Source organism: Streptomyces sp. NBC_00887, assembly GCF_045207585.1.
The window spans coordinates 3,513,871-3,536,521 of sequence record NZ_CP108788.1 but is presented as its reverse complement, the minus strand read 5'-3'; the positions used below and the strand labels follow the sequence as shown (position 1 = coordinate 3,536,521).

Annotated in this window: 16 protein-coding genes and 1 pseudogene; 14 read left to right on the top strand and 3 right to left on the bottom strand. The window is 71.1% G+C overall.

Features of this window, described 5'->3' with window-relative positions:
* Positions 1 to 107 precede the first annotated feature (107 nt).
* Positions 108 to 869 (bottom strand): hypothetical protein, encoded by a 762-nt coding sequence (locus OG844_RS16115; RefSeq protein ID WP_406390908.1) that lies wholly within the window; start codon positions 867 to 869, stop codon positions 108 to 110.
* Positions 870 to 1,055: 186 nt separating this feature from the next.
* On the opposite strand from OG844_RS16115, the gene OG844_RS16110 reads away from it, so the two are divergent.
* Positions 1,056 to 1,412, top strand: a complete 357-nt coding sequence (locus OG844_RS16110; protein WP_406390906.1) for a hypothetical protein — start codon at positions 1,056 to 1,058, stop codon at positions 1,410 to 1,412.
* 157 nt (positions 1,413 to 1,569) lie between these two features.
* Positions 1,570 to 3,039, top strand: a complete 1,470-nt coding sequence (locus OG844_RS16105) for an amidase (RefSeq protein ID WP_406390904.1) — start codon at positions 1,570 to 1,572, stop codon at positions 3,037 to 3,039.
* Between the two features lie 91 nt (positions 3,040 to 3,130).
* Here the strand turns inward: OG844_RS16105 and OG844_RS16100 are convergent, their stop codons facing one another.
* Entirely contained in the window at positions 3,131 to 3,931 is an 801-nt protein-coding gene (locus tag OG844_RS16100; RefSeq protein WP_406390902.1) for a class I SAM-dependent methyltransferase, read from the bottom strand.
* Positions 3,928 to 4,908: a carboxymuconolactone decarboxylase family protein gene (locus OG844_RS16095; RefSeq protein ID WP_406390901.1), complete on the bottom strand. Its 981-nt coding sequence runs from the start codon at positions 4,906 to 4,908 to the stop codon at positions 3,928 to 3,930. Before OG844_RS16095 ends, OG844_RS16100 begins: the two co-directional genes overlap by 4 nt.
* Positions 4,909 to 5,076: 168 nt before the next feature.
* Here OG844_RS16095 and OG844_RS16090 point away from each other — a divergent pair.
* The 12 genes and pseudogenes from OG844_RS16090 (at position 5,077) to OG844_RS16035 (ending at position 22,625) form a co-directional block, all read left to right on the top strand.
* A pseudogene (locus OG844_RS16090) lies at positions 5,077 to 6,257 on the top strand (sensor histidine kinase).
* On the top strand, positions 6,254 to 6,958 hold the full coding sequence (locus tag OG844_RS16085) for a response regulator (RefSeq protein ID WP_406390899.1): 705 nt from the start codon (positions 6,254 to 6,256) through the stop codon (positions 6,956 to 6,958). The pseudogene OG844_RS16090 and the gene OG844_RS16085 overlap by 4 nt, the downstream one beginning before the upstream one ends.
* A gap of 101 nt (positions 6,959 to 7,059) precedes the next feature.
* A complete protein-coding gene (locus OG844_RS16080; protein WP_406390897.1) occupies positions 7,060 to 9,279 on the top strand; it encodes an NADP-dependent isocitrate dehydrogenase in 2,220 nt (739 codons plus the stop codon).
* 788 nt (positions 9,280 to 10,067) lie between these two features.
* Complete coding sequence (locus tag OG844_RS16075; protein WP_406390896.1) at positions 10,068 to 11,639, top strand: polysaccharide lyase family 1 protein; 1,572 nt, start codon at positions 10,068 to 10,070, stop codon at positions 11,637 to 11,639.
* A 1,026-nt stretch (positions 11,640 to 12,665) separates the two neighbouring features.
* Positions 12,666 to 13,568: an ABC transporter ATP-binding protein gene (locus tag OG844_RS16070; RefSeq protein WP_406396156.1), complete on the top strand. Its 903-nt coding sequence runs from the start codon at positions 12,666 to 12,668 to the stop codon at positions 13,566 to 13,568.
* A 7-nt stretch (positions 13,569 to 13,575) separates the two neighbouring features.
* Entirely contained in the window at positions 13,576 to 14,550 is a 975-nt protein-coding gene (locus tag OG844_RS16065) for an ABC transporter substrate-binding protein (RefSeq protein ID WP_406390895.1), read from the top strand.
* Positions 14,551 to 14,552: 2 nt separating this feature from the next.
* Entirely contained in the window at positions 14,553 to 16,682 is a 2,130-nt protein-coding gene (locus tag OG844_RS16060) for an iron ABC transporter permease (protein WP_406390893.1), read from the top strand.
* Positions 16,683 to 17,034: 352 nt separating this feature from the next.
* Complete coding sequence (locus tag OG844_RS16055) at positions 17,035 to 18,642, top strand: ABC transporter substrate-binding protein (RefSeq protein WP_406390891.1); 1,608 nt, start codon at positions 17,035 to 17,037, stop codon at positions 18,640 to 18,642.
* Positions 18,639 to 19,592, top strand: coding sequence for an ABC transporter permease (locus OG844_RS16050; protein ID WP_406390889.1), 954 nt, complete (start codon positions 18,639 to 18,641; stop codon positions 19,590 to 19,592). Before OG844_RS16055 ends, OG844_RS16050 begins: the two co-directional genes overlap by 4 nt.
* The gene (locus tag OG844_RS16045; protein ID WP_406390887.1) at positions 19,589 to 20,479 is read left to right on the top strand and encodes an ABC transporter permease; all 891 of its coding nucleotides are present in this window, start codon (positions 19,589 to 19,591) and stop codon (positions 20,477 to 20,479) included. Before OG844_RS16050 ends, OG844_RS16045 begins: the two co-directional genes overlap by 4 nt.
* Positions 20,476 to 21,552 carry an ABC transporter ATP-binding protein gene (locus OG844_RS16040; RefSeq protein WP_406390885.1) on the top strand — a complete coding sequence of 359 codons (1,077 nt, stop codon included), beginning with the start codon at positions 20,476 to 20,478 and terminating at the stop codon, positions 21,550 to 21,552. The genes OG844_RS16045 and OG844_RS16040 overlap by 4 nt, the downstream gene beginning before the upstream one ends.
* A gap of 86 nt (positions 21,553 to 21,638) precedes the next feature.
* Positions 21,639 to 22,625: an ABC transporter ATP-binding protein gene (locus tag OG844_RS16035; RefSeq protein ID WP_406396155.1), complete on the top strand. Its 987-nt coding sequence runs from the start codon at positions 21,639 to 21,641 to the stop codon at positions 22,623 to 22,625.
* The last annotated feature ends 26 nt before the right edge of the window (positions 22,626 to 22,651 follow it).

The window sequence follows — 22,651 nt, the reverse complement described above, 5'->3', positions numbered from 1 at the left end:
TGTGGGGCAACGGCACTACCTCGGGCGGTAGTTGGACGACGTCGTGTCTTTGCGAAGTACTGCCGGGGGACTTGGTGCAGGCTGGACCGGACTGCTGCCTGGGCGCCTCAGACGGGCGCGGGCGTCTCGCCCAGCAGGGCGCTGACGTCCACCGTGTCCTCCGCGGGCGGCGTGGCCGCGGGTACCGGCCTGTCGAAACCGGAGAAGTCCACGGCCGCGTCCGCCCCGTTGCCCTCCACGGTGATCCGCACCGGGTAGGGCTTGCCCTCGGTGGCCACGTACAACGTCAGCTCCTGGTCGTCCCCGGTCCGGGTGACGGGGACTGCCCGTACCCCGTCGACCGTCGTGCGGGTGCCCTTGGTGAGCGTTCCCCCGGGCGCATCGGCATGGTCGGAGAGCAGCTCGTGGAACGTGTCGAGGTCGCACACCTGCACCATGGTGCGCAGCCTCGCGTCCGAGGCCTCGCCCTTCATGTACCGCCCGGCCAGAATCGCGTCGAAGGTCGTGCCCCCGACCGGGACCTGGTTCTTCCAGAAGTTCGAATCCGGCTTCAGCCAGACCATGTCGCCACGCTTGACGATCTCGACCGAGCCCTCGTCCTTGCCCAGCTCGATACCGCCCACGCAGTTGCCGTCCTGGTCCAGTGTGAGGTCGACCGTCATGGAGGAACGTCCCTCGCCCGGATCGCCCTCCGAGTGCAGGTGCAGCGACCGGGCGTCGAGCAGGGCGTCACGGGAGCGGTCGGCGATCTCACGGGCGGGGAGCGACTCGATGTCGTCGTCCGCGTGGGCCACCGCGCCACTCGTCACGGTGAGTACGACCACCGCCGCGCAGGCGGCCGCACGGGCGGTGATGCGCTGTCCGGTCACGGCGCCTCCTCGGAAACAGCCTTGTCCAGGCTTCATTCGAGCGTGCGTTCCCCCGAAGCGAGCGTACGCCGGAGATTCTTCGCCCGCGCGGCGGAAAGGGTGCACGGAAAGTGAGGTTCGGCGGTGTTTTCGGTTACGGAACGTGGGGGAGAGCTGTCGTGAAGAGCAAGGGATCAAAGGGGAGTCATGAAGAAGCTGTCCAGGGGGAACGCCGTTCGCACCCTGCTGCGCGGTGCGGCCGTCACGGGCCTGACCGTGGCGCTGGCCGTGCCGGTGACCGCGGCGGTCGCCGTGGCACCGGCCGCGGTGCCGCCCGGTCTGTCCTGCCACACGGGGAAGCATGCGATCGACGACTACACGGGGTACGCGCTGTGCCGGAACAACGGATCGTCGCCGCAGACCTTCTGGGTCCATCTGGTCTGCGGCTGGTCCCCGGACGTGGACGGTGAGCACGTCACGCTGAACCCGGGCCAGTCCGGACAGTCGACCGCCCACTGCGCCGGTCTCGGCTCGGGGATCGGCGAGATCCATGTGAGGCCGTAGGCCTTCGCGCCGTCTGCGCCGCGCGCGGCGCGGACGGTCCGTCCGGCAGGCATGCTTGAGTGGACCCCGCCCCATGGTTACTCTCCAGTAGGACCGCTCGGGCGGCCCTGGGGTGGACCTCGGGGAGTGCTCCGGCGGCAGCGAGGAGGCGGCAGCGATGTCTTCGGCAGACCCCGCGGAGCGGACCGGACCGAGCAGGCCGGACGAACCCGCCGAACCCCACGGACTCGTCGGCAGCGCACAGGAACTCGCCGACGGCCGGACGACATCCGAGGAGCTCGTCGCCGCCGCGCTCGCGCGCATCGAGGCGAGCCGCGACACCCTCAACGCCTTCCGCCACCTGCGGACCGAAGCCGCACTCGAAGAAGCCGCCGAAGCCGACCGGCGGCTCGCGGCCGGCGAACGGCTGCCCCTGCTCGGCGTGCCGGTCGCCGTCAAGGACGACACCGATGTCGCCGGTATGCCCACCCACTTCGGCTGCGCGGGCGACCTGCCGCCCGTCACCGCCGACAGCGAGGCGGTCCGCCGGCTGCGTGCGGCCGGAGCCGTCATCGTCGGCAAGACCAACTCCTGCGAGCTGGGCCAGTGGGCCTTCACCGAGGGGCCCGCCTTCGGCGTCACCCGCAACCCGTGGAACACCGCTCACACGCCCGGTGGTTCCTCCGGCGGCTCCGCGGCGGCCGTCGCCGCGGGACTCGTCCCGGCGGCACTCGGTTCGGACGGCGCCGGATCCATCCGTATCCCCGCCGCCTGGACCCACCTCGTCGGCATCAAGCCACAGCGCGGCCGCATCTCCGTCCACCCCAACAGTGACGCCTTCCAGGGCCTCACCGTCAACGGCCCCCTCGCCCGTACGGTCGCCGACGCGGCGCTGCTCCTGGACGCCGCCGCGGGCCCGCACCCCGGCGACCCGCACCGGCCGCCCGCCGTCAGCGCGTCGGCAGCCGCCCGCCGCGACCCCGGCACGCTGCGGATCGGCGTCGCCCTGCGGCCCCCGCTCACCCTCACCCGGAACGCACCCCACCCCGAGGTGGTGCGCGCCGTCACCGCACTCGCCGAAGTCCTGGCCCGCCTCGGCCATCACGTCGAGGAGGCCCGCCCCCGCTACGGACTGATCGGTCTCTCCTTCGTCCCCCGTGCCACCGCCGGAATCGCCGAACTCGCAGCGCTGCACCCCGACCCCGCGCTGCTGGACCCGCGCACCCGCAGCGCCCTGCGCACCGGGACACGCCTCGGCGGCCGGGTGGTCCGGGCGGCCCGGGCCCGCGAGGTGCGCCAGCACCGCAGGATCGGCGCCTTCTTCGACACGGCCACGAGCAGCGGATACGACGTGCTGCTCACCCCGACCACCGCCGCCCCGCCGCCCCGGGTCGGCACCTTCGACGACCTGAGCGCCTGGCGCACCGACCTGGCGATGACCGCGGCATGCCCGTACGCCTGGCCCTGGAACGTCCTCGGCTGGCCCGGCGTCAACGTCCCGGCGGGCTTCACCGGCGACGGCCTGCCCCTCGGGGCCCAGCTGCTCGGCCCGTCGCGCAGCGAGGAACGGCTCGTCTCGCTCGCCGCCCAGCTGGAAGCCGATCAGCGCTGGTACGAGCACCGGCCGCCCAGGGGCGAGCGCGCCTGATCGGGTGCGGGCCGGAGCGGGAGCCGTCAGGGGCCCGCCCCGGCCCACACATCAGATGCCCTTGTCCCGGTGACCCACACCCCGCGTCCGCTCACAACGGCCGACGGGCGCTGACCACCCACACCCCCGCCCGAAGCAACACACCGTCCGCAGTCTCGTACGGCAGCAGGGCCTCCAGCATCGCGGCCCGGGTCGCGTCGGAGACCACGGTCCCCGGGGCACGCGAGACGAAGAACTCCACCGCGTCCCTCGCGTCCCTGCCCCAGCAGGCCGCGGCGGTCACCGGGGCCGTTCCGATGTCCTCGAATCCCGCCGCCCCCAGCACCTGCCGGATCCGCTCGGGTTCCGAGAGGGAGGCCATCGCAGCCGCCACGTCGCCTTCCGCAGCGTGGTCCCGCCCCAGCAGGGAAACGATCAGGCCGAGCGTGACGGACTCCTCGCCCTGCGGAGGCGAGGGCTGCGGGCAGACGAATGCCAGCCGGCCGCCCGGACGCAGCGCCCCGCCGATCCGGGTGAACGCCGCGATGTGGTCCGCGAAGAACATGACACCGCCCCGGCTGATCGCCACGTCGTAGCCGCCCGGCTCGAACGGATGGACCTGGGCGTCCCCCAACTCGTAGGAAACATGCGGGAGATCAGTCAGGGCGCGGGCCCGCTCCAGGAGAGGTGCCGAGATGTCCACGCCGGTGACCCGGACCCGCGGGGCCCGGCGGGCGGCCATCCGGGTCGTGTGGCCGCTGCCGCAGCCGATGTCGACCACTCGGTCGCCGGCCCTGATCGCGGCGGCGTCGAGCAACGGCGCGTCGAACGGTGCCGGCATCGCGTCGTAGCGCTCGGAGTTGGCCGCCCAGTGCATCCCGACCGGACCGTTCCACACGGCGGCGACGCTCATGCCCGCTCCCCGGCGGCCGTCCGCAGATTGGCCTCGACCCGCTCGACGGCGCACATCGCGCCGAAGGCCACCAGGTGGACCAGGCAGTGATCGGTGAACGGCGGCACACGCCACGCCGCCACGTCCTCGTCGGTGATCCGGTACGGGGCGCGCGCCGCGAGCAGGGCAAGCCGCGCGCCCGGCCGCTGCGCCCGGTCGGGCAGCGCGGCGGTCAGGGGCAGGGGCGTGACGCCGTCCCAGCCGGCCACAGACTCCCGTACGAGCGCGGCGTCCTCGTCGCTCAACAGGCCCGCACCCAGCTGCGCCGCCGTGCGCAGCGCGCCGTACGCCGTACCCACCGGGGTGTCCCCGGCCCACCGCGGCGGGTCGCCGGCCGTGTCGAGCAGCGCGAGGCTGTCGCCCGGCCGCAGCTCGCGGCGCACCGTGCGGGCCAGCGAACGGCCCGCCGTGCTCCGCACCAGCCGGTACTTCTCGGCGCCACCCGGCAGCATCACCTCGGACAACAACGAGGACACGACGCGGTTGATGAAGTGGAAGGCGAGCGCCGTCCCCACGTACTCGGGTGCTTCCCCCGCCGGGAACGGCTGCGGCGTACTCATGTCCTTGCCCCAGGCCAGCAGTCGGCGATGGCCCGGCTCGTCCGGATCGTCGCCCCGCAGGATCGTCTCGGCCAGCCGGTGATCACCGGTGGCGTGCAGCAGCACGGCGTGCGCGTGCACACAGAACGGGCAGCGGTTGGCGAGCGAGACCCCCGCCGCCACCACCTCCTTCCCGGTACGGGACGCCTGCCCGGCCAGCAGGGACTCCCGCATCAGGGCCCAGGTGGCGGTGAGCAGCGGAGGGGAGGCGGACAGGACGACGAAGGTCGTGGCGTCCTTGATGCCGAAGTCGGTGGCCAGCTGGGCGTAGACGTCGGCCACCGCACCGGTGGCCGACTTCGGAGGTTCGGGCGAGGTGTATCGGAAAGGTCCGGTCATGGCGACGATGCTCGTCCCCGCCACCCCCTCCCGTCGTCGTACGGCGGAAGGCGGTCCGGGCTGCGCCGGCCCGACGGGTGGGCGACCCCACTACTCCCCGGGGAGCAGCCCGGAACCCGTCCCGGAGGACGACGCGCCCGCACCCGTACGGGAGTTAGGGTGCGGCTCATGCAGGTGCGGGGGGACATCGACCGGCGGGCACTCCTGCTGGACACGGCAGGTGCCGCGGTGATCGGTGCTGCCGTGACCGCGGCGGCCTGGGCGGCGTCCTCGCCGGACGGCCTGGACCTGCTGCTCGTCGCGGCCGGCTCCCTGGCCCTCGCCGCACACCGCCGGGCACCCCGCACGGTGCTGGCCGTGACCACCCTGAGCATGTTCGCGTACGTCCTCCACGCCCACCCGGGCAGCTGGGTGGCGCTGCCTGTCGTGGTCGCCGTCCACGCCGCCGCGCGCGGCGGACACCGGGCGGAGGCGGTCGGGGCCGGGGCCCTGTTCCTCCTCGGCTACTTCGTGGTGCTGATCGTCGCCGTACCGGGAGTCCAGGACACCGTCGAGCGGACGCTGCTCCTGCTGGGCTGGTTCCTCTGCGCGGGGGTCACCGGCCTCATCGACAAGAACTGGCAGGCCTACCTGCGCCAGACCGAACAGCGGGCACTCGACGCCGAACGAACCCGCGAGGAGACCGCGTTGCGTCGTGCCGGGGAAGAACGGCTGCGCATCGCACGGGAGTTGCACGACTCGCTGACCCACTCGATCTCGATCGTCAAGCTCCAGGCGGGCGTTGCCGTGCATCTCGCCCGCAAACGCGGCACCGAGGTGGAGCCCGCCCTGCTCGCCATCCAGGAGGCCAGCGGCGAGGCGATGCGGGAACTCCGCTCGACGCTGGAGGTGCTGCGCACGGACGTGCTCGACCCCGGCACGGGGCTGGACCGCATCGACGAGCTGGCCGAACGGGCGCGGGCCGCGGGCATCGCGCTCGTGGTCACCGTCGACGGCGTCGAACGGCCTCTTCCGCCGATGTCGGCGGAGCCGCGTACCGCATCGTGCAGGAGGCCCTGACCAACGTGGCCCGGCACGCGGACCGCGCCGAGACCACCGTCCGTCTCCTCTACACGGACTCGACGCTCGCCCTCCGCGTCGACGACCGGGGGCCGTGCCTGCCCGGCGACCGGATCACTCCGGGCACCGGGCTGACAGGCATGCGGGAGCGCGTCACCGCGCTCGGCGGCACCCTCGAGGCCGCGCCGGGCGCGCACGGAGGCTTCTCGGTACGTGCCGAGCTGCCCCTGTCGCCCGGGATGCCGGGGGAGTCGAGGGTGTCCGGGGTGTCAGGGGAGTCCACAGGATGATCCGCGTGCTGATCGTCGACGACCAGGCCCTCATGCGTGCCGGGTTCCGGGCCCTGCTGGAGGCCGAGGACGGCATCGAGGTCGTCGGGGAGGCCGCCGACGGGCGGCGGGGCGTCGAGCTGGTCCGCCGGTACACCCCGGACGTGGCACTCATCGACGTACAGATGCCCGTGATGACCGGCATCGAGGCGACTCGCGAGATCGCCGCCGACCCCCTGCTGGCCGCTGTGCACGTCGTCATCCTGACGAACTACGGCCTCGACGAGTACGTCTTCGACGCCCTGCGCGCCGGGGCCGCCGGATTCCTGCTCAAGGACACAGAACCGGCCGAACTCCTGCGGGCCATCGAGGTCGCGGCCCGCGGCGACGCCCTCTTGTCGCCCGCCATCACCCGCCGGCTCATCGGCGCGTTCGTCTCCCGGCCCCCGGACCGTGCCACCGCTCCGGGCCTCGAGGCCCTCACCCGCCGCGAGAGAGAGGTCACCGCCCTTGCCGCCCGGGGGCTGACCAACGAGGAGATCGCCGCCCACATGGTGATCAGCCCGTTCACGGCCAAGACCCACATCAGCCGCGCCATGATCAAACTGGGCGCCCGCGACCGGGCACAGCTGGTCGTCTTCGCGTACGAGTCGGGGCTGGTCGAGGCGCGCAGGCCGCCAGGGGCGCAGGGGTCCGCCCCCTCCGCGGCCGGACGCGACTGACCGGTTCCGGCCGAAAACGAGGGCGGGCCCCTGTGGAGAGGGGGGCGGGCACGAGATATCTTGATATCAAGCAATGTTGCAGACGTGGAGCGGAGCACCCGGTGACTGACTCGACCATCATCTATACGCACACCGACGAGGCCCCTGCCCTGGCGACCTACTCGTTCCTGCCCGTCGTCGAGGCCTACGCCTCGACCGCAGGGGTCACGGTGGAGAGCCGCGACATCTCCCTGGCGGGCCGGATCATCGCCAGCTTCCCGGAGCACCTCGAGGCCGGTCAGCGTATCGATGACGCACTCGCCGAGCTCGGCGAGCTGGCCAAGGCTCCCGGCGCCAACATCATCAAGCTGCCGAACGTCTCGGCGTCGATCCCGCAGCTGAAGGCCGCGATCGCGGAGCTGCAGAAGCAGGGCTACGCGCTGCCGGACTACCCGGACGACGCGAAGACCGACGCGGACAAGGACGTCCGCGCGCGCTACGACAAGATCAAGGGCAGCGCGGTCAACCCCGTCCTGCGTGAGGGCAACTCCGACCGCAGGGCCCCCGCCTCGGTCAAGAACTACGCGAAGGCGCACCCGCACCGCATGGGCGCCTGGACGGCCGACTCGAAGACGAACGTCGCCACCATGGGCGTCGACGACTTCCGGTCCACCGAGAAGTCCGCCGTCATCGCCGAGCCCGGCACCCTGCGCATCGAGCTCGTGGGCGACGACGGCACCACCACCGTCCTGCGCGACTCGGTACCCGTCCTGGCGGGCGAGGTCGTCGACGCAGCCGTGATGCGGGTGGCCGCGCTGCGCGAGTTCTTCACCGCGCAGATCGCCAAGGCCAAGGCCGAGGGCGTGCTGTTCTCCGTGCACCTCAAGGCCACGATGATGAAGGTCTCCGACCCGATCATCTTCGGTCACGTGGTGCGTGCGTTCTTCCCGAAGACGTTCGCCGAGTTCGGCGAGGCGCTCGCCGCGGCCGGCCTGACCCCGAACGACGGTCTCGGCGGCATCCTCAAGGGCCTGGAGGCCCTGCCCGAGGGCGCGAAGATCAAGGCGTCCTTCGAGGCCGAGCTCGCCGAGGGCCCCGCCCTGGCGATGGTCGACTCCGACAAGGGCATCACCAACCTGCACGTCCCCAGCGACGTGATCGTCGACGCCTCCATGCCGGCCATGATCCGCACCTCCGGTCACATGTGGGGTCCGGACGGCCAGGAGGCCGACACCCTCGCCGTCCTGCCTGACAGCAGCTACGCGGGCGTCTACCAGGTCGTCATCGACGACTGCCGTGCGAACGGCGCCTACGACCCGGCCACGATGGGCTCGGTGTCCAACGTCGGCCTCATGGCGCAGAAGGCCGAGGAGTACGGCAGCCACGACAAGACCTTCGAGATCCCCACCACGGGTACGGTGCGCGTCCTGGACGCCGCCGGCAACGCGGTGCTGGAGCAGGCCGTCGGCGCCGGTGACATCTTCCGGATGTGCCAGGCCAAGGACCTGCCGATCCAGGACTGGGTCAAGCTCGCCGTCAGCCGCGCCCGTGCGACCGGCAACCCGGCCGTGTTCTGGCTCGACGAGGACCGCGCGCACGACGCCAAGCTCATCGAGAAGGTCCGCACGTACCTTGCCGACCACGACACCGACGGTCTGCAGATCGAGATCATGTCGCCGGTGAAGGCCACCGCGTTCTCCCTGGAGCGCATCCGCCGCGGCGAGGACACCGTGTCGGTCACCGGCAACGTGCTGCGTGACTACCTCACCGACCTCTTCCCGATCCTCGAGCTGGGAACCAGCGCGAAGATGCTCTCCGTCGTTCCGCTCATGAACGGCGGCGGACTGTTCGAGACGGGCGCCGGCGGCTCCGCCCCGAAGCACGTCCAGCAGCTCGTCAAGGAGAACTACCTGCGCTGGGACAGCCTGGGCGAGTTCCTCGCCCTCGCGGTCAGCTTCGAGCACCTCGCGCAGACCACGGACAACGCCCGCGCCCAGGTCCTCGCGGACACGCTGGACCGTGCGACGGCCACGTTCCTCAACGAGGACAAGTCGCCCAGCCGCAGGCTCGGCGGCATCGACAACCGCGGCAGCCACTTCTATCTGGCGCTCTACTGGGCCCAGGAGCTGGCGCAGCAGACCGCGGACGCCAAGCTCGCCGAAGCGTTCTCGACGCTGGCCAAGACGCTGGCCGAGCAGGAGCGGACAATCGTCGACGAGCTGATCGCCGTGCAGGGCTCGCCGGTCGACATCGGCGGCTACTACCAGCCCGACCCGGCGAAGGCCGCGGCCGTCATGCGTCCGTCGGCCACCTTCAACCAGGCCATCGCGACCCTGGGCTAGATCCCGTCACCGCGCTCCGGGAAGTTTCCTGGAAGCGCAAGCACCGCCCCGGCAGGCACCCGCCTGCCGGGGCGGTCTGCGTTGAGGCCGGGAGGTCTCAGGGTGCCCGGGCCGACTCTCCACTCGTAGGTGCCGGACCTGAACTCCGCTTCCGGCCGGTTTGTCCGCGCCATGCGTCGTGCGGACGCGGTTTCGTCCGAACAGCTCCGCCCACCAGCTCAACACCGAGGAGAGTGCCGGGTGTCGGGAATCGGACCCTCGCGAGCCGGCTCGCGGTCCCGAGGGGTCCGGCGATAACACAAAGTTCATGTCCTCGAACGATGACTACCCTTGTGAACCTCGGCGATTTCTCTCCCGAGGCGATCGGTCCGTCCGGTGTGCGTCGGCCGGGAAGACCTGCGGCTGGAGTGCCGGGCGGCGGGAACAGCTTCTCCGGAGCGGTGGCCGGGTGGGGCGGCGGTGTCGCCCGAAGCGTGGCGCGACGCATTCCGCATGTGACAAGAACCTTGTCAGCCCGCCGTGGACGGCCCTATCCTCGCGGACAGAAAGCGCTTTCCTCGTTCGCGAGCCTCGTTCCGGTTGATGTGGTTTCCATGGCATCGACCGCGACTTTCGCATGGGCCGGTACCTGTGCGGCGGAACTGTCGGCCCGGCCGCGACGGGGAGGGCGCCCGCAATCGGACCGACGAGGGACTGCCCAGTGGCAGGACGCAGTCTCGGACGTTCATGAATATGACCACCGTACAAGTACCAACACCCAGAGTTCGAAGACGAATCGGGAGACGGACATGAGACGACCAGTCGCACTGCGACTTTCTGCGGCGCTCGCCACGACGGCCCTGGCCGCCGCGGCCGGTGTGGTTGTGGCGATGCCCTCGGCATCCGCGGCAGTGACCGGCAGCGCCACCGGCTACGCGAGCCAGAACGGTGGGACCACAGGCGGGGCCGGCGGGCAGACCGTGCGTGCCACCACGGGCACCGCGATCCATCAGGCCCTGTGCGGCCGGGCCAGCGCCAGCACCCCGATCGTCATCCAGGTCGAGGGCACGATCAACCACGGCAACACCGCCAAGGTGTCGGGCGACAGCTGCAACACGGCCGACGGCGTCATCGAGCTCAAGCAGATCAGCAACGTCTCGATCGTCGGCGTCGGCAGCGGAGCCGTCTTCGACCAGCTGGGCATCCACATTCGCCAGTCCAGCAACATCATCATCCAGAACGTGACCGTCAAGAACGTCAAGAAGTCGGGCTCGCCCACGTCCAACGGCGGTGACGCCATCGGCATGGAGAGCGACGTCCGCAACGTCTGGGTCGACCACACCACCCTTGAGGCATCGGGCGGTGAGTCGGAGGGTTACGACGGCCTCTTCGACATGAAGGACAACACCCAGTACGTGACGCTGTCCTACAGCACCTTGCGGAACTCCGGCCGCGGAGGCCTCATCGGGTCCAGCGAGACCGAGCTCTCCAACGGCTTTGTGACCTACCACCACAACCTGTACGAGAACATCGACTCCCGTGCGCCCCTGCTGCGCGGCGGCATCGCCCACATGTACAACAACTACTACCTGAAGCTCAACGAGTCCGGGATCAACTCCCGTGCCGGGGCTCGCGCCAAGGTGGACAACAACTACTTCAAGGACTCCAAGGACGTCCTGGGCACCTTCTACACCGACGCGGCCGGCTACTGGCAGGTCGCCGGGAACATCTTCGACAACGTGACATGGTCCGCCCCCGGTACCGACACCAAGCCCGCCGGGCCCAACGTGCAGTCCACGACCACGGTCAGCATCCCCTACTCCTTCAGCCTCGACGCGGCCAACTGCGTGCCGAGCGTCGTCGGCCAGACGGCAGGGGCCAACAAGGGCCTGAAGGTGTCGGACGGAAGCTGCACGCCGCAGAACCCGTCGCCGACCCCGACCACTCCCACGCCGGACCCCACCACCCCCACTCCCGACCCCACCACCCCCACGCCTGACCCGACCCAGCCCAGCGGGACCAACCTCAGCATCGGCGCCGGCGCCGACGGTTCCAGCAAGGCCAGTGGGACGAGCTTCGGCAACGTGCGTGACGGCAACCTGAGCACCTTCTGGTCGCCGGCGGGCTCGACCGGTTCCGTCTCGGTCAAGTGGTCCTCCGCCACCACCGTGGCCCGCATCAACATCCGGGAGGCATCCGGCTCCGCGGGCAGCATCGGATCCTGGAGGGTCCTCAACGGCGACACCGGTGCGGTCCTGAAGTCCGGTACCGGCGCGGGCGCCATCGCGGTTCCCAGCACCTCGCTGAGCAAGATCACCTTCGAGATCACCGGCTCGACCGGAACGCCGAAGGTCGCCGAGTTCGAGACCTACGCGAGCTAGTTGACGCGGTCCCGTTGTCCGGGACCGGCACCTCTGGATCCACCGGGCCTGAAGCGGCGCACACGGCAGCGACATCGCGGCCGCCCTGCGCTGCTGGTCACCCCGAACGGGGGCCGTCGAATACGACGGCCCCCTCATTCGTGCGGGCGGCTGGGCCGACCTGGGCATTCGGGCTCCGGATCGATGCCTGGCCCCGGGAGGCGGCCAGCCTCGACGGGTGCGGCGTCGAGGTCTTGGGCCTCCTAGCGGCTCAGGCCGTGGACGAGGGAGATCACGTGTGGTCGAGTCCACTGCGATCCCGTCGTGGTGGTGCGGTCGCCCTTGCGGCGCTCGGGTCTTGAATCTCGGGGTTCGAAAGCCCTCATTCACTCGTTCGGGGGTCCGGGAAAGGTGCGCGGGCCGACGCTCGAGGGTCGCGGGTCGAACGCCGGGATTCGAGCCGTGCGTTCATCCGGGAGGTGGGTGGGGGGTTTGGGGAAGCTTTCCTCCCTGAGGGTGCCGACGCTCCCGGACGGCCGCGCTGACAGGTCGTAAGGCCCGTCGACAGGCTGGGCCGGGAAACGGCATCGAGTGGCAACTGAGGGCAAACGGGGCCATGACGGACCTGGAGGACACCGTCCGTGGCCAAGGCGCCGGACGGAACCGGCGGTGGGGCCCCAGGGATACGCCGAGGCGGCGGGCGTCGACGAACCGGACTCGAAGTGGGTGTCCGGTGGCCGGTGCTGCCACCAGCACCTCCGGGCTCTTCATGCCTGAGCGAGCCATTTGGCTCCGGCCCCTGCAGGCACGGATGGTGACGCAGTATCAATTCTCCCCGTCGTTCGCCGACTCCGCCCCACCGAGCCGAACCTGCGCCGCGCTTCGAGGGGGTGCGGCTCCTGCGGGTTCGTGATCCGGGGCCCGGTTTCCGATGCTGGTGGAACAGTCTGCCGACCGCGGCAGGGTGATGGTCCGTTTCCAGCCACAGGGCCATCCGTGGGGCCGAATTTCGCCTTCAAGTTAGGTTAGACTAACCTCTGCCGGGTGATCGTGACTGCACCCGACCGAGAAGAATCGCCACCGCCTCCCCGCGCCGTGGCAGACCCCGGCGTTCCCGCCGGGGGTACCGCTGCCCCGTCCGGCCTCGCCGCCACGGGAGTCACGGTCGCCTACGACGGCGTCGACGTCGTACACGCGGCGGACCTCCGTCTTCCGCGAGGGCAGGTCACCGCGCTGATCGGCCCGAACGGGAGTGGGAAGTCCACCCTGTTGCGTGCCGTCGCGCGCCTGCACCGGGCCCGCACCGGGAGTGTGACCGTCGGCGCCGACGACGACCCGGTCGACGCCCTCGCCCTCTCGCGCACCGATTTCGCCCGGCGCGTCACGTTGCTCGCGCAGAGCCGTACGACCCCGGCCGGCCTCAGCGTCCGCGAAGTGGTGGGCTTCGGACGGCATCCGTACCGCAGCCGTGTGCGGGGGAGCGACCCGGACGGGGCGCGGCTCATCGAGCACGCCCTGGCCGTCACGAACGTCACCGATCTCGCCGACCGCGGCGTCGAGAGTCTCTCCGGCGGCCAGCTGCAACGTGTCTGGTTCGCCTGCTGCCTGGCGCAGGACACCGACGTGCTGCTGCTCGACGAACCGACGACCTATCTCGACCTGCGCTACCAGGTGGAGATCCTGGACCTCATCCGGAGCCTCGCCGACACGCACGGCGTGACGATCGGGGTCGTCCTGCACGACCTGGACCAGGCAGCCGCAGTGGCGGACCAGGTCGTCCTGCTGTCCTCCGGACGCGTCGCCGCCGCCGGAACCCCCGCCCAGGTCTACGAACCCGGGCTCCTGACCGACACCTACGGCATCCGTATCGAGGTCGAACCCGACCCTTCGACGGGCATCCCCCGCACCCGCGCGGTGGGAAGACACCACCTTCGGCTCGAAAGGCCCTGAACTCCTCATGACGACCAAGCACTGGGCATGGCCTGTGATCGCCGGCACCGCGGCGCTGACCCTCGTCGGCTGCGGCACCACCGAGGCGCCCAAGGAGGCGTCCGCCTCCGACTCCACGCTGACCGTCACCGACGCACGCGGCACGAAGGTGAAGCTGGACGGGCCCGCCAAGCGTGTTGTCGGCACCGAGTGGAACGTCGTCGAATCGCTCATCACGCTGGGCATCGACCCGGTCGGCGTCGCCGACGTGAAGGGCTACCGGGCCTACGACACCGCGGCGCCGCTGACCGGCGACGTCAAGGACATAGGCACCCGCGGCGAACCCAGCGTCGACACCGTCGCCGCCCTGAAGCCCGACCTCATCGTCGCGACGACCGACCTGCCGGACGCCGCCGTCAAGCAGCTCTCCAAGGTGGCCCCGCTCATCGTGGTGAAGGCGGCGGACGCCAGTCGGCAGATCGACCAGATGACCGACAACGTCAACCTCATCGCCGAGGCCACCGGGACCGAGGACAAGGCAAAGACGGAGATCGCCGCCTTCCGCAAGAAGCTCGCCGAGGGCAAGAAGGAGCTCGCCACCGCCGGCCTCGGCGGCGAGGAGGTCGCCTTCGCCGACGGCTGGAAGGAAGGGAGCCAGGTCTCGGTGCGCCCGTACGTGAAGGGAGCACTGCTCACCGACATCAACACCGAACTCGGCCTGGTCAGCCCCTGGTCCATGAAGGGCGACGAGGGCTACGGCCTGGCCGCCACGGACGTCGAGGGCCTCACGAAGATCGGCGACGCCCAGTTCGTCTACATCACGAACAGCGCGGACACCGCCGACCCGTTCGCCGACGGCCTCAAGGACAACGCCGTGTGGAAGTCGCTGCCCTTCGTGAAGAACGGCGACGTCCACCGACTGCCCGACGGCATCTGGATGTTCGGTGGCACGGCGTCGATGACGCAGTACGTCGACGCGCTTGTGGACGCACTGACCAAGTGAACGTGAGCACCCTTACGACGAAGGCCGAGCCGGCGTCGTCGACCGCCCCGACGGAGGACGCGTCGTCCGTCGGGGCCGGGCGGCCCGCCCGCCGTGGGCCCCTCTTCCTCCTCGCGCTCGGGGCGCTGACCGCCCTGCTCGCCCTGGCGGTCGTGCACATCAGCCAGGGCACGGCACCCGTCGGACTGCGCACCCTGTGGGGCGCCCTCGCCACCCTGTGGACCGACACCGACGGGACCCACCAGGCGGACGCCGTACTGGTGGCATCCCGGCTGCCGCGGCTCGCCGCGGGGCTGGTCGTCGGCTGCGCCCTGGGCGCGGCAGGAGCCGTACTGCAGTCGGTGTCCCGCAACGTGCTGGCCTCGCCCGACACGCTCGCCGTGAACGCCGGCGCCTACTTCGCGGTCGTCGCCGTCGCCGCGTTCGGCATCAGCCTGCCGCCGCTCCCGGCCGGCGGCACGGCCCTGATCGGCGGACTCGTGGCCGCCGGGATCGTGCTGGGACTCGCCCGCGCCGGAGCGGGAACCACCCGGCTCGTACTCGCCGGATCGGCACTCACCCTCGGGCTCGGCGGTCTGAGCCACATGCTCCTCCTGCTGCGCGCCCAGCAGACCACCGGTCTCTACGCCTGGGGCAACGGCTCCCTCGCACAGATCGGCATGCAGGCGATCGACCGGCTCGCCCCGGTCGCGCTCCTCGCGCTGATCGGGCTGGTCGTGCTCGGCCGGCGGCTCGACATCCTCGCACTCGGCGACGACGGTGCCGTCGCGGTCGGCGTCAACCCGCGTCTCACGCGGGCAACGGCCGTCGTCCTGGCCGTGGTTCTCTCCGCCGTCTCCGTCACCGTCGCCGGACCCATCGGGTTCGTCGGACTCTGCGCGCCCGCGATCGTCCGGCTGGTCGGCGCCAAGGTGCCCGCACTCGTCCGGCACCGCGCCTTCATCCCGGCTTCGGCGGTGGCGGGCGTCCTCGTCGTGCTCGGAGCCGATGTGCTGCTGCGCGCCGTATTCGGTGCCCAGGCGGGCGCGTCCGTGCCGACCGGCATCGTGACGAGCTTCTTCGGCGCCGTGGTGCTCGTCCTCCTCGCCCACCGGTCCCGGGGAGGCGGATCCACCGGTCCCGAGGCGGCCTTCGCCCGGCTGCGCAGCCGACGCGCGTTCGTCCTCACCCTCACGGTGGTGAGCACCGCCCTCGTCCTCGCGGTCGTCGCGGCGACCCTCCTCGGCGACGCCCCCCTGCTGCTCGGCGACGTGGGGAACTGGCTCACCGGCCGTTCCGGGAGGCTCGTCACCTTCGTACTCGACACCCGCATGCCGCGTATCGCCGCGGCACTGCTCGCCGGTGCCGCGCTGGCGACCGCGGGAACGGTGGTGCAGGCCGTCTCACGGAACCCGCTCGCCGAACCGGGCATCCTCGGGGTCGTCGGGGGAGCGGGAGTCGGCGCCGTCATCACCCTGACCGTCGTCCCGCTCGCGAGCTTCTGGCTCATCAGCGGATCGGCGCTCGCCGGGGCGGCAGCCGCCGCGGCGCTGGTCTTCGGACTCGCGGCACGGGGCGGACTCGAGCAGGACCGGCTGGTGCTCATCGGTATCGGTGTCTCCGCGGGTACGGCGGCGCTGGTCAGTCTGATGATCGTGCTCACCGACCCGTACAACGGGACCAAGGCGCTCGTCTGGCTCTCGGGCTCGACCTACGGGCGCACGTTCCCCGAGGTCCTTCCCGTCCTTGCGGCGCTCGCCGTGTCACTGCCGGTTCTCGCCGTCAGACGCCGGGAGCTCGACCTCATCGGTCTGGACGCCGACACCCCGAGGCTGCTCGGGATCCGGCTCGGCAGGGCACGGCTCGGGCTGCTCGGTATCGCCGTCGTCCTCACCGCGGCCGCGGTGGCCGCGGTAGGCGTGATCGGTTTCGTCGGACTGGTGGCACCGCACGCGGCGCGCGCCCTGGTGGGGCAGCGTCACGGGCGGGTGCTTCCGGTGGCCGCCCTGATGGGATCCCTGCTGGTGGTCGTCGCCGACACCGTCGGCCGTACGGTCATCGCGCCCGCGCAGATCTCCGTGGGCGTCGTCACGGCGGTGATCGGAGCCCCGTACTTCGGCTGGCTGCTGTGGCGGTCCAAGGCCTCGCGATAGAACGAGGCGTGCGGACAGCGGGTCCCGTCGCTTCCCCGTGCTCCGGCTCCGGCCGGCCCGGGGAAGCCCCGGAGGCCCGCTCCCGCATGTGTGCAGCCACCACGCATTGCTTGTCAGGTACCTGACTTTCACCGGACGTCATCCCGGGCCGGCGCATCCGAAAGCGGCGGGTGACCAGCTCCCACCTGCACAGTTCAGGCAATCCGCGCATCCCTGGGCGACCTGCCCGCTCAGTTACCCGATCGTCAGAAATATCCGTCCGCTATGTGGGAGACCCCCTTGCACTGCGGACTGTATGCGAAATACGGTCTGCGATATTCCTTTGATCACTCCTGGCAGGAGGTAGGCCTTCGTGCGCCGAAAAGCGGTTGCCATGGTGGCGGTTGCCCTGGTGTTCCTGACCTCGGGCTGCGCTTCGCTGCAGTCCTCGGCGACCGAGGTCGGCGGTGTACGGAAGACCGATGATCGGTCCGTGCGCGACGGCGGGACCATCACGGTGGCTCTCAACTCGGATCCCGACAAGCTCGACCCCACGCTCGCCCAGACGCTCGTGGGCCGCACCGTCTTCGCGGGCATGTGCGAGAAGCTCTACGACATCGACGAGGACGGCACCCTCGTGCCGCAGCTCGCCGCGGCCCTGCCCACCACCTCGGCCGACGGCCTCACGGTCACGGTCCAGGTGCGGTCCGGCCTCACCTTCAGCGACGGAACGGCACTCGACGCCGACGCCGTGGTCACCTCACTGCTGCGCCACCGCGATCTCCCCGGCTCGGCGCGCGGTACGGAGCTCGCTCCGGCGCGCACCATCGAGGCCACCGGTCCGCACACCGTACGGATCGTGCTCGACCATCCCTACGTCCCGCTCACCGGAGTGCTCGCCGACCGCGCCGGGATGGTGATGTCGCCGACCGCGCTCAAGAAGTACGGGAAGAGCTTCACCAACCACCCGTCCTGCGTCGGCCCCTTCCGCTTCGTCGAGCGGGTCGGCGGCGACCGGATCGTCCTGGAGAAGGACCCCCACTACTACGACGCCGCCAAGGTGCACCTCGACAAAGTCGTCTACAAGCCCATCCCCGACGGCAACGTCCGGCTGGCCAATCTGCGCTCCGGCGACCTGCAGATCGGCGACCAGATGGCCCCGGTCGACGTGCGGAGCGCACTCACCGAGCCCAAGCTGCAGCTCTTCAACTCGCCCTCGCTCGGCTACCAGGGCATCGGCCTCAACGTCGGCAACGTCAAGGGCCTCGGCGAGAAGCCCGGCAAGATCGATACCCCCCTCGGCCGTGACGTCCGGGTACGGGAGGCCCTCGAGCTCGCCATCGACCGCGAACTGATCAACAAGGTCGTCTTCCAGGGCATGTACGAACCGGCCTGCGGCCCGATCTCCCCGCAGTCCGCCATCGCCCCCGGCGTACCGCCGCAGGACTGCCCCGAGCGCGACGTCGCCAAGGCGAAGAAGCTGCTCGAGGAGGCGGGGGTGAAGACCCCCGTCAAGGTCGAACTGAAGACCTCCACCACCCCGGAACAGGGGCGCGTCGGTCAGGTCCTCCAGGCCATGGTCAAGGAGGCGGGCTTCGAACTCTCCCTGCGGCCCACCGAGTACGCCACGATGCTGGCCGAGACGGACGCCGGGAAGTACGACGTCTTCACCAGCGGCTGGTCCGGCCGGCTCGACCCGGACGGCAACGTCTCCAACTTCCTCAAGACCGCGGGCGCGATGAACGCCTACGGTCTGGGCGACCCGGAGATCGACGAACTCATCGCCGAAGGCCGCTCCGTCGCGGACCCTGCCGAGCGCGCAGGCATCTACGACGAACTGACCCGCAAGGTCCAGGACGCCCACGCGTTGATCTACCTCTACCGGCAGAAGAACTACGTCGTCGCCAACAAGAACGTCGCGGGCATCCGCGTCTACGGCGACGGACTGGTGCGCGTCACGACTGCGGGGTACACACGATGACCAAGTACTTGCTGACGCGCCTGCGCCAGTCCCTGATCACCCTCTTCCTCGTCAGCATGGTCGTCTTCGCGGGGATCCGGGCGCTGCCCGGAGACCCGGCACTCGCCCTCGCCGGTGAGGAACGCAGCCCGGAGGCGCTCGCCGCGATCCGCGAGAGCTACGGACTGAACGACAACATCGTCGTCCAGTACGCCCGGTTCATCGGCCACGCGCTCACCGGCGACCTCGGGACCTCCTCCCGTACCGGACTCCCCGTGGGCGACGCCATCGCCCAGGCACTGCCCGTCACCCTGGAACTCGCCGCGCTCTCCCTCCTCCTCGCGGTCGTCGTCGGCATCGGCGCCGGAGTGGTCGCCGCGGTCCGCCGCGGCAGGCCGGAGGAGTGGCTGGCCAACGCCATCGCGCTGATCGGCCTCTCCGTCCCGACCTTCTGGCTCGGCATCGTGCTCGTCCTCGGACTCGCCATCGCCGTCCCCGTCTTCGCCGCCTCGGGTTACGTCCCCTTCGGCACCGACCCGGTCGACAACCTGCGCCGCATGGTGCTCCCCGCGATCGTCCTCGGGTCAGGGCTCGCCGCCGTCGTGATGCGGCAGACCCGGGCCGCGATGCTCGACTCGCTGTCCGCCGACTACGTCCGTACGGCACGTGCCAAGGGCCTCTCCCGGCGCGAGGTCATCGGCGGTCACGCCCTGCGCAACTCCCTCGTCACCGTGGTCACCGTCCTGGGCCTGCAGCTCGGCCATCTGATCTCGGGGGCCGTCGTCACCGAGCAGATCTTCGTCCTGCCCGGGTTCGGCAAGCTCACCATCGACGCCGTCTTCACCCGTGACTACGCGACGCTGCAGGCCGTGGTGCTCTGCACCTCGGCCGCGTACATCCTCATCAACCTGCTGGTCGACGTGATCTATTCGGTCATCGACCCGCGCATCCGGCTCGGAGGTGCCCGGTGACCACAGTTACCCCATCGCTCCCCGCCACGCCGAAGGTCACCGGGCGGCGTGCCGGCGGCGGACGGCTGCGGGCCCTGCGGAAGAACCGGCTCGCCCTCACCGGCGGGATCATCGCGGCCGTCTTCATCCTGGTCGCACTGTTCGCCCCGCTCATCGCCCCGTACGACCCCTCGCAGCCCGACTTCGGCAACGTACTCGCGGAACCCGGCGGGGCCCACTGGCTCGGCACCGACGACCTCGGCCGTGACCAGCTGTCCCGCATCGTGTTCGGCGCACGGGCCTCCATGCAGGTCGGTCTCGTCGCCGTCGTGCTGGCGTTCGTCATCGGCGTACCGCTCGGGCTCATCGGCGGCTACTACGGAAAGTTCGCCGACGGTGCGATCTCCCGGCTCACCGACACGATGCTGGCGTTCCCGTTCCTGGTGCTCGCCGTCGGGCTCGCCGCCATCCTCGGCCCGTCGCTGACCAACGCGACCCTCGCGATCGGCATCTCGCAGATCCCCGCGGTCATCCGCATCACCCGCGCCGAGACACTGCGGCTCAAGCACGTCGACTACGTGGCGGCGGCCATCGCCAACGGCGGCGGCGACGCCACCGTGCTCTTCCGGCACATCCTGCCCAACGCCACCTCCGCCCTGATCGTCCAGGCGACCGTCGGCATCCCCGCCGCGATCATCGGCGAGGCACTGCTCAGCTTCCTGGGCCTCGGTGTCCAGCCGCCCGACCCCTCACTCGGCGTGATGCTGTCCGGCGCCCAGTCCTTCCTGGCCCCGGCCCCCTGGCTGGCGGTCTTCCCCGGCCTGGCGATCGTCGCGGCGACGCTGGCCTTCAATCTGCTCGGCGACGGGCTGCGTGACGTCCTCGACCCCCGTGGAGGAACCCGATGACCGGAACACCCGTGCGCGAACCCATCCTGAGCGTGCGCGACCTGTCGGTGTCCTTCCGCTCCGACTCCCGCACCGTGCACGCCGTCGACGGGGTCTCCTACGACCTGGCCCCCGGCGAAGTCCTCGCCGTGGTGGGGGAGTCGGGCTGCGGCAAGTCCGTGACCTCGATGGCCGTGATGGGGCTGCTGCCGCCCACCGCGCACATCGGCGGCTCGATACGGCTCGGCGGCCGTGAGCTGGTCGGGGCATCCGAGAAGGAGCTCCAGAAGGTCCGCGGCAAGGACATCGCGATGATCTTCCAGGAGCCGATGACCTCGCTGAACCCGGTCCTCACCATCGGGCGGCAGATCGGCGAGGTGGTCCGCAGGCACCAGGGGCTGAGCAAGAAGGAGGCCAGGGCGCGTGCCGTGGAACTCCTCGAACTCGTCGGCATCCCGGCCCCGTCGCGCCGCATCGACGAATACCCGCACCAGCTCTCCGGCGGCATGCGCCAGCGCGTGATGATCGCGATCGCCGTGGCCTGCGACCCGGCGGTACTCATCGCGGACGAGCCGACGACGGCGCTGGACGTGACCGTGCAGGCCGGGATCCTGGAGGTCCTGCAGTCGCTGCGCGAGCGGCTCGGCACCGCCATCGTCCTGGTCACGCACGACCTCGGTGTGGTGGCGGACGCCGCCGACCGGGTGCTCGTGATGTACGCGGGACGGGGCGTCGAACAGGCCCCGGTCCACGATCTGTTCGGCTCGGGACGCCACCCTTACACCCGGGGTCTGCTCGGCGCCGTACTGCGGCCCGGCGGCGAGGGCAAGCGGCGGCTCCCCGAGATCCCCGGACTGGTTCCCAGCCTCGACACCCAGCCCGACGCCTGCACGTTCGCGCCGCGCTGCGCCCGGGCCGACGACACCTGCACCTCGTCCCGGCCCGGCCTCACGGCCATCGACCTTCAGGCGGGCGCCGACGCGGCGCACAGGGCCGCCTGCTGGCACCCGCACACCGCGGACCCGGCCGGAGAGGCCGGAGCCCCGGCCGCCGCCGGCGAGACCGCGCGAACCACCCAGGAGGCCGGAAAGTGACCACAGCGCAGACCGTCCCCGCACCGCGCGGGAGCGACGACGAGAACGCGCCCCGCCCCCAGGGGCCGGTGCTCGAGATCGAGGCCATGGAACGGCACTTCGGTGCCTCCGGCGGCGGTACCGTCCGCGCCGTCGACGGCGTCTCCATCACCATCGGCCGCGGTGAGGTCGTCGGCCTCGTCGGCGAGTCGGGCAGCGGCAAGTCGACCGTGGGCCGCTGCGCCGTACGCCTCGACGAACCCACCGGCGGCAGCGTCCGCATCAACGGCACCGACATCACCCACCTCTCCCGCCGGGCCCTGCGGCCACTGCGCAAGGACTTCCACCTGGTCTTCCAGGACCCGTCGTCCTCGCTCGACCCCCGCATGACCATCGGCCAGATCATCGCCGAACCGCTGAGACTGAACCGGCAGGCCCGCGGGCCCGCCGTGCGCGCCCGGGTCGAGGAGCTCCTCGCCCAGGTCGGCCTGCGCCCCGAACACGCCGACCGGCATCCGCACGAACTCTCCGGCGGGCAGCGCCAGCGCATCTCGATCGCCCGCGCGCTCTCCTGCGACCCCGACCTGGTCGTCGCCGACGAGCCGACATCGGCCCTGGACGTCTCCGTCCAGGCCTCCGTCCTCAACCTCCTCGCCGACCTCCAGCGCGACCGCGGTTTCGGCTGCCTCTTCATCACCCACGACCTGGCAGCCGTCGAGTTCCTCGCCGACCGGATCGCGGTGATGTACCTCGGCCAGATCGTCGAGCAGGCCCCGACCGCCGAACTGTTCGCCGCGCCCAAGCACCCCTACACCCAGGCGCTGCTCTCCGCCGCTCCCGTCCCGGACCCGGTCGACCAGCGCTCCCGCCGGCGCATCGTTCTCCACGGCGAGCTGCCCAGCCCGCTGGACCCGCCGCCCGGCTGCCGCTTCCACACCCGTTGCCCGCTCGCCACCGACCGGTGCCGCACCGAGGTCCCCGTGCTGCGCGAGCTGCCCGGCGGGCGCCAGGTCTCCTGCCACCTCGTCGACGACGACGGGGCTGCCCCGGACGCGGCTGCCCCTGATGCCGTGGCCCCGGCCGCGGCATCCTGACGCGTCGTCCCTACGATCCGAACAGC

Bases quoted from the DNA above. Each gene is read 5' to 3' on its own strand.
- OG844_RS16110 (WP_406390906.1), top strand. From the start codon at position 1,056: ATGAAGAAGCTGTCCAGGGGGAACGCCGTTCGCACCCTGCTGCGCGGT.
- OG844_RS16105 (WP_406390904.1), top strand. From the start codon at position 1,570: ATGTCTTCGGCAGACCCCGCGGAGCGGACCGGACCGAGCAGGCCGGAC.
- OG844_RS16100 (WP_406390902.1), bottom strand. From the start codon at position 3,931: ATGAGCGTCGCCGCCGTGTGGAACGGTCCGGTCGGGATGCACTGGGCG.
- OG844_RS16095 (WP_406390901.1), bottom strand. From the start codon at position 4,908: ATGACCGGACCTTTCCGATACACCTCGCCCGAACCTCCGAAGTCGGCC.
- OG844_RS16085 (WP_406390899.1), top strand. From the start codon at position 6,254: ATGATCCGCGTGCTGATCGTCGACGACCAGGCCCTCATGCGTGCCGGG.
- OG844_RS16075 (WP_406390896.1), top strand. From the start codon at position 10,068: ATGAGACGACCAGTCGCACTGCGACTTTCTGCGGCGCTCGCCACGACG.
- OG844_RS16065 (WP_406390895.1), top strand. From the start codon at position 13,576: ATGACGACCAAGCACTGGGCATGGCCTGTGATCGCCGGCACCGCGGCG.
- OG844_RS16050 (WP_406390889.1), top strand. From the start codon at position 18,639: ATGACCAAGTACTTGCTGACGCGCCTGCGCCAGTCCCTGATCACCCTC.
- OG844_RS16040 (WP_406390885.1), top strand. From the start codon at position 20,476: ATGACCGGAACACCCGTGCGCGAACCCATCCTGAGCGTGCGCGACCTG.
- OG844_RS16035 (WP_406396155.1), top strand. From the start codon at position 21,639: ATGGAACGGCACTTCGGTGCCTCCGGCGGCGGTACCGTCCGCGCCGTC.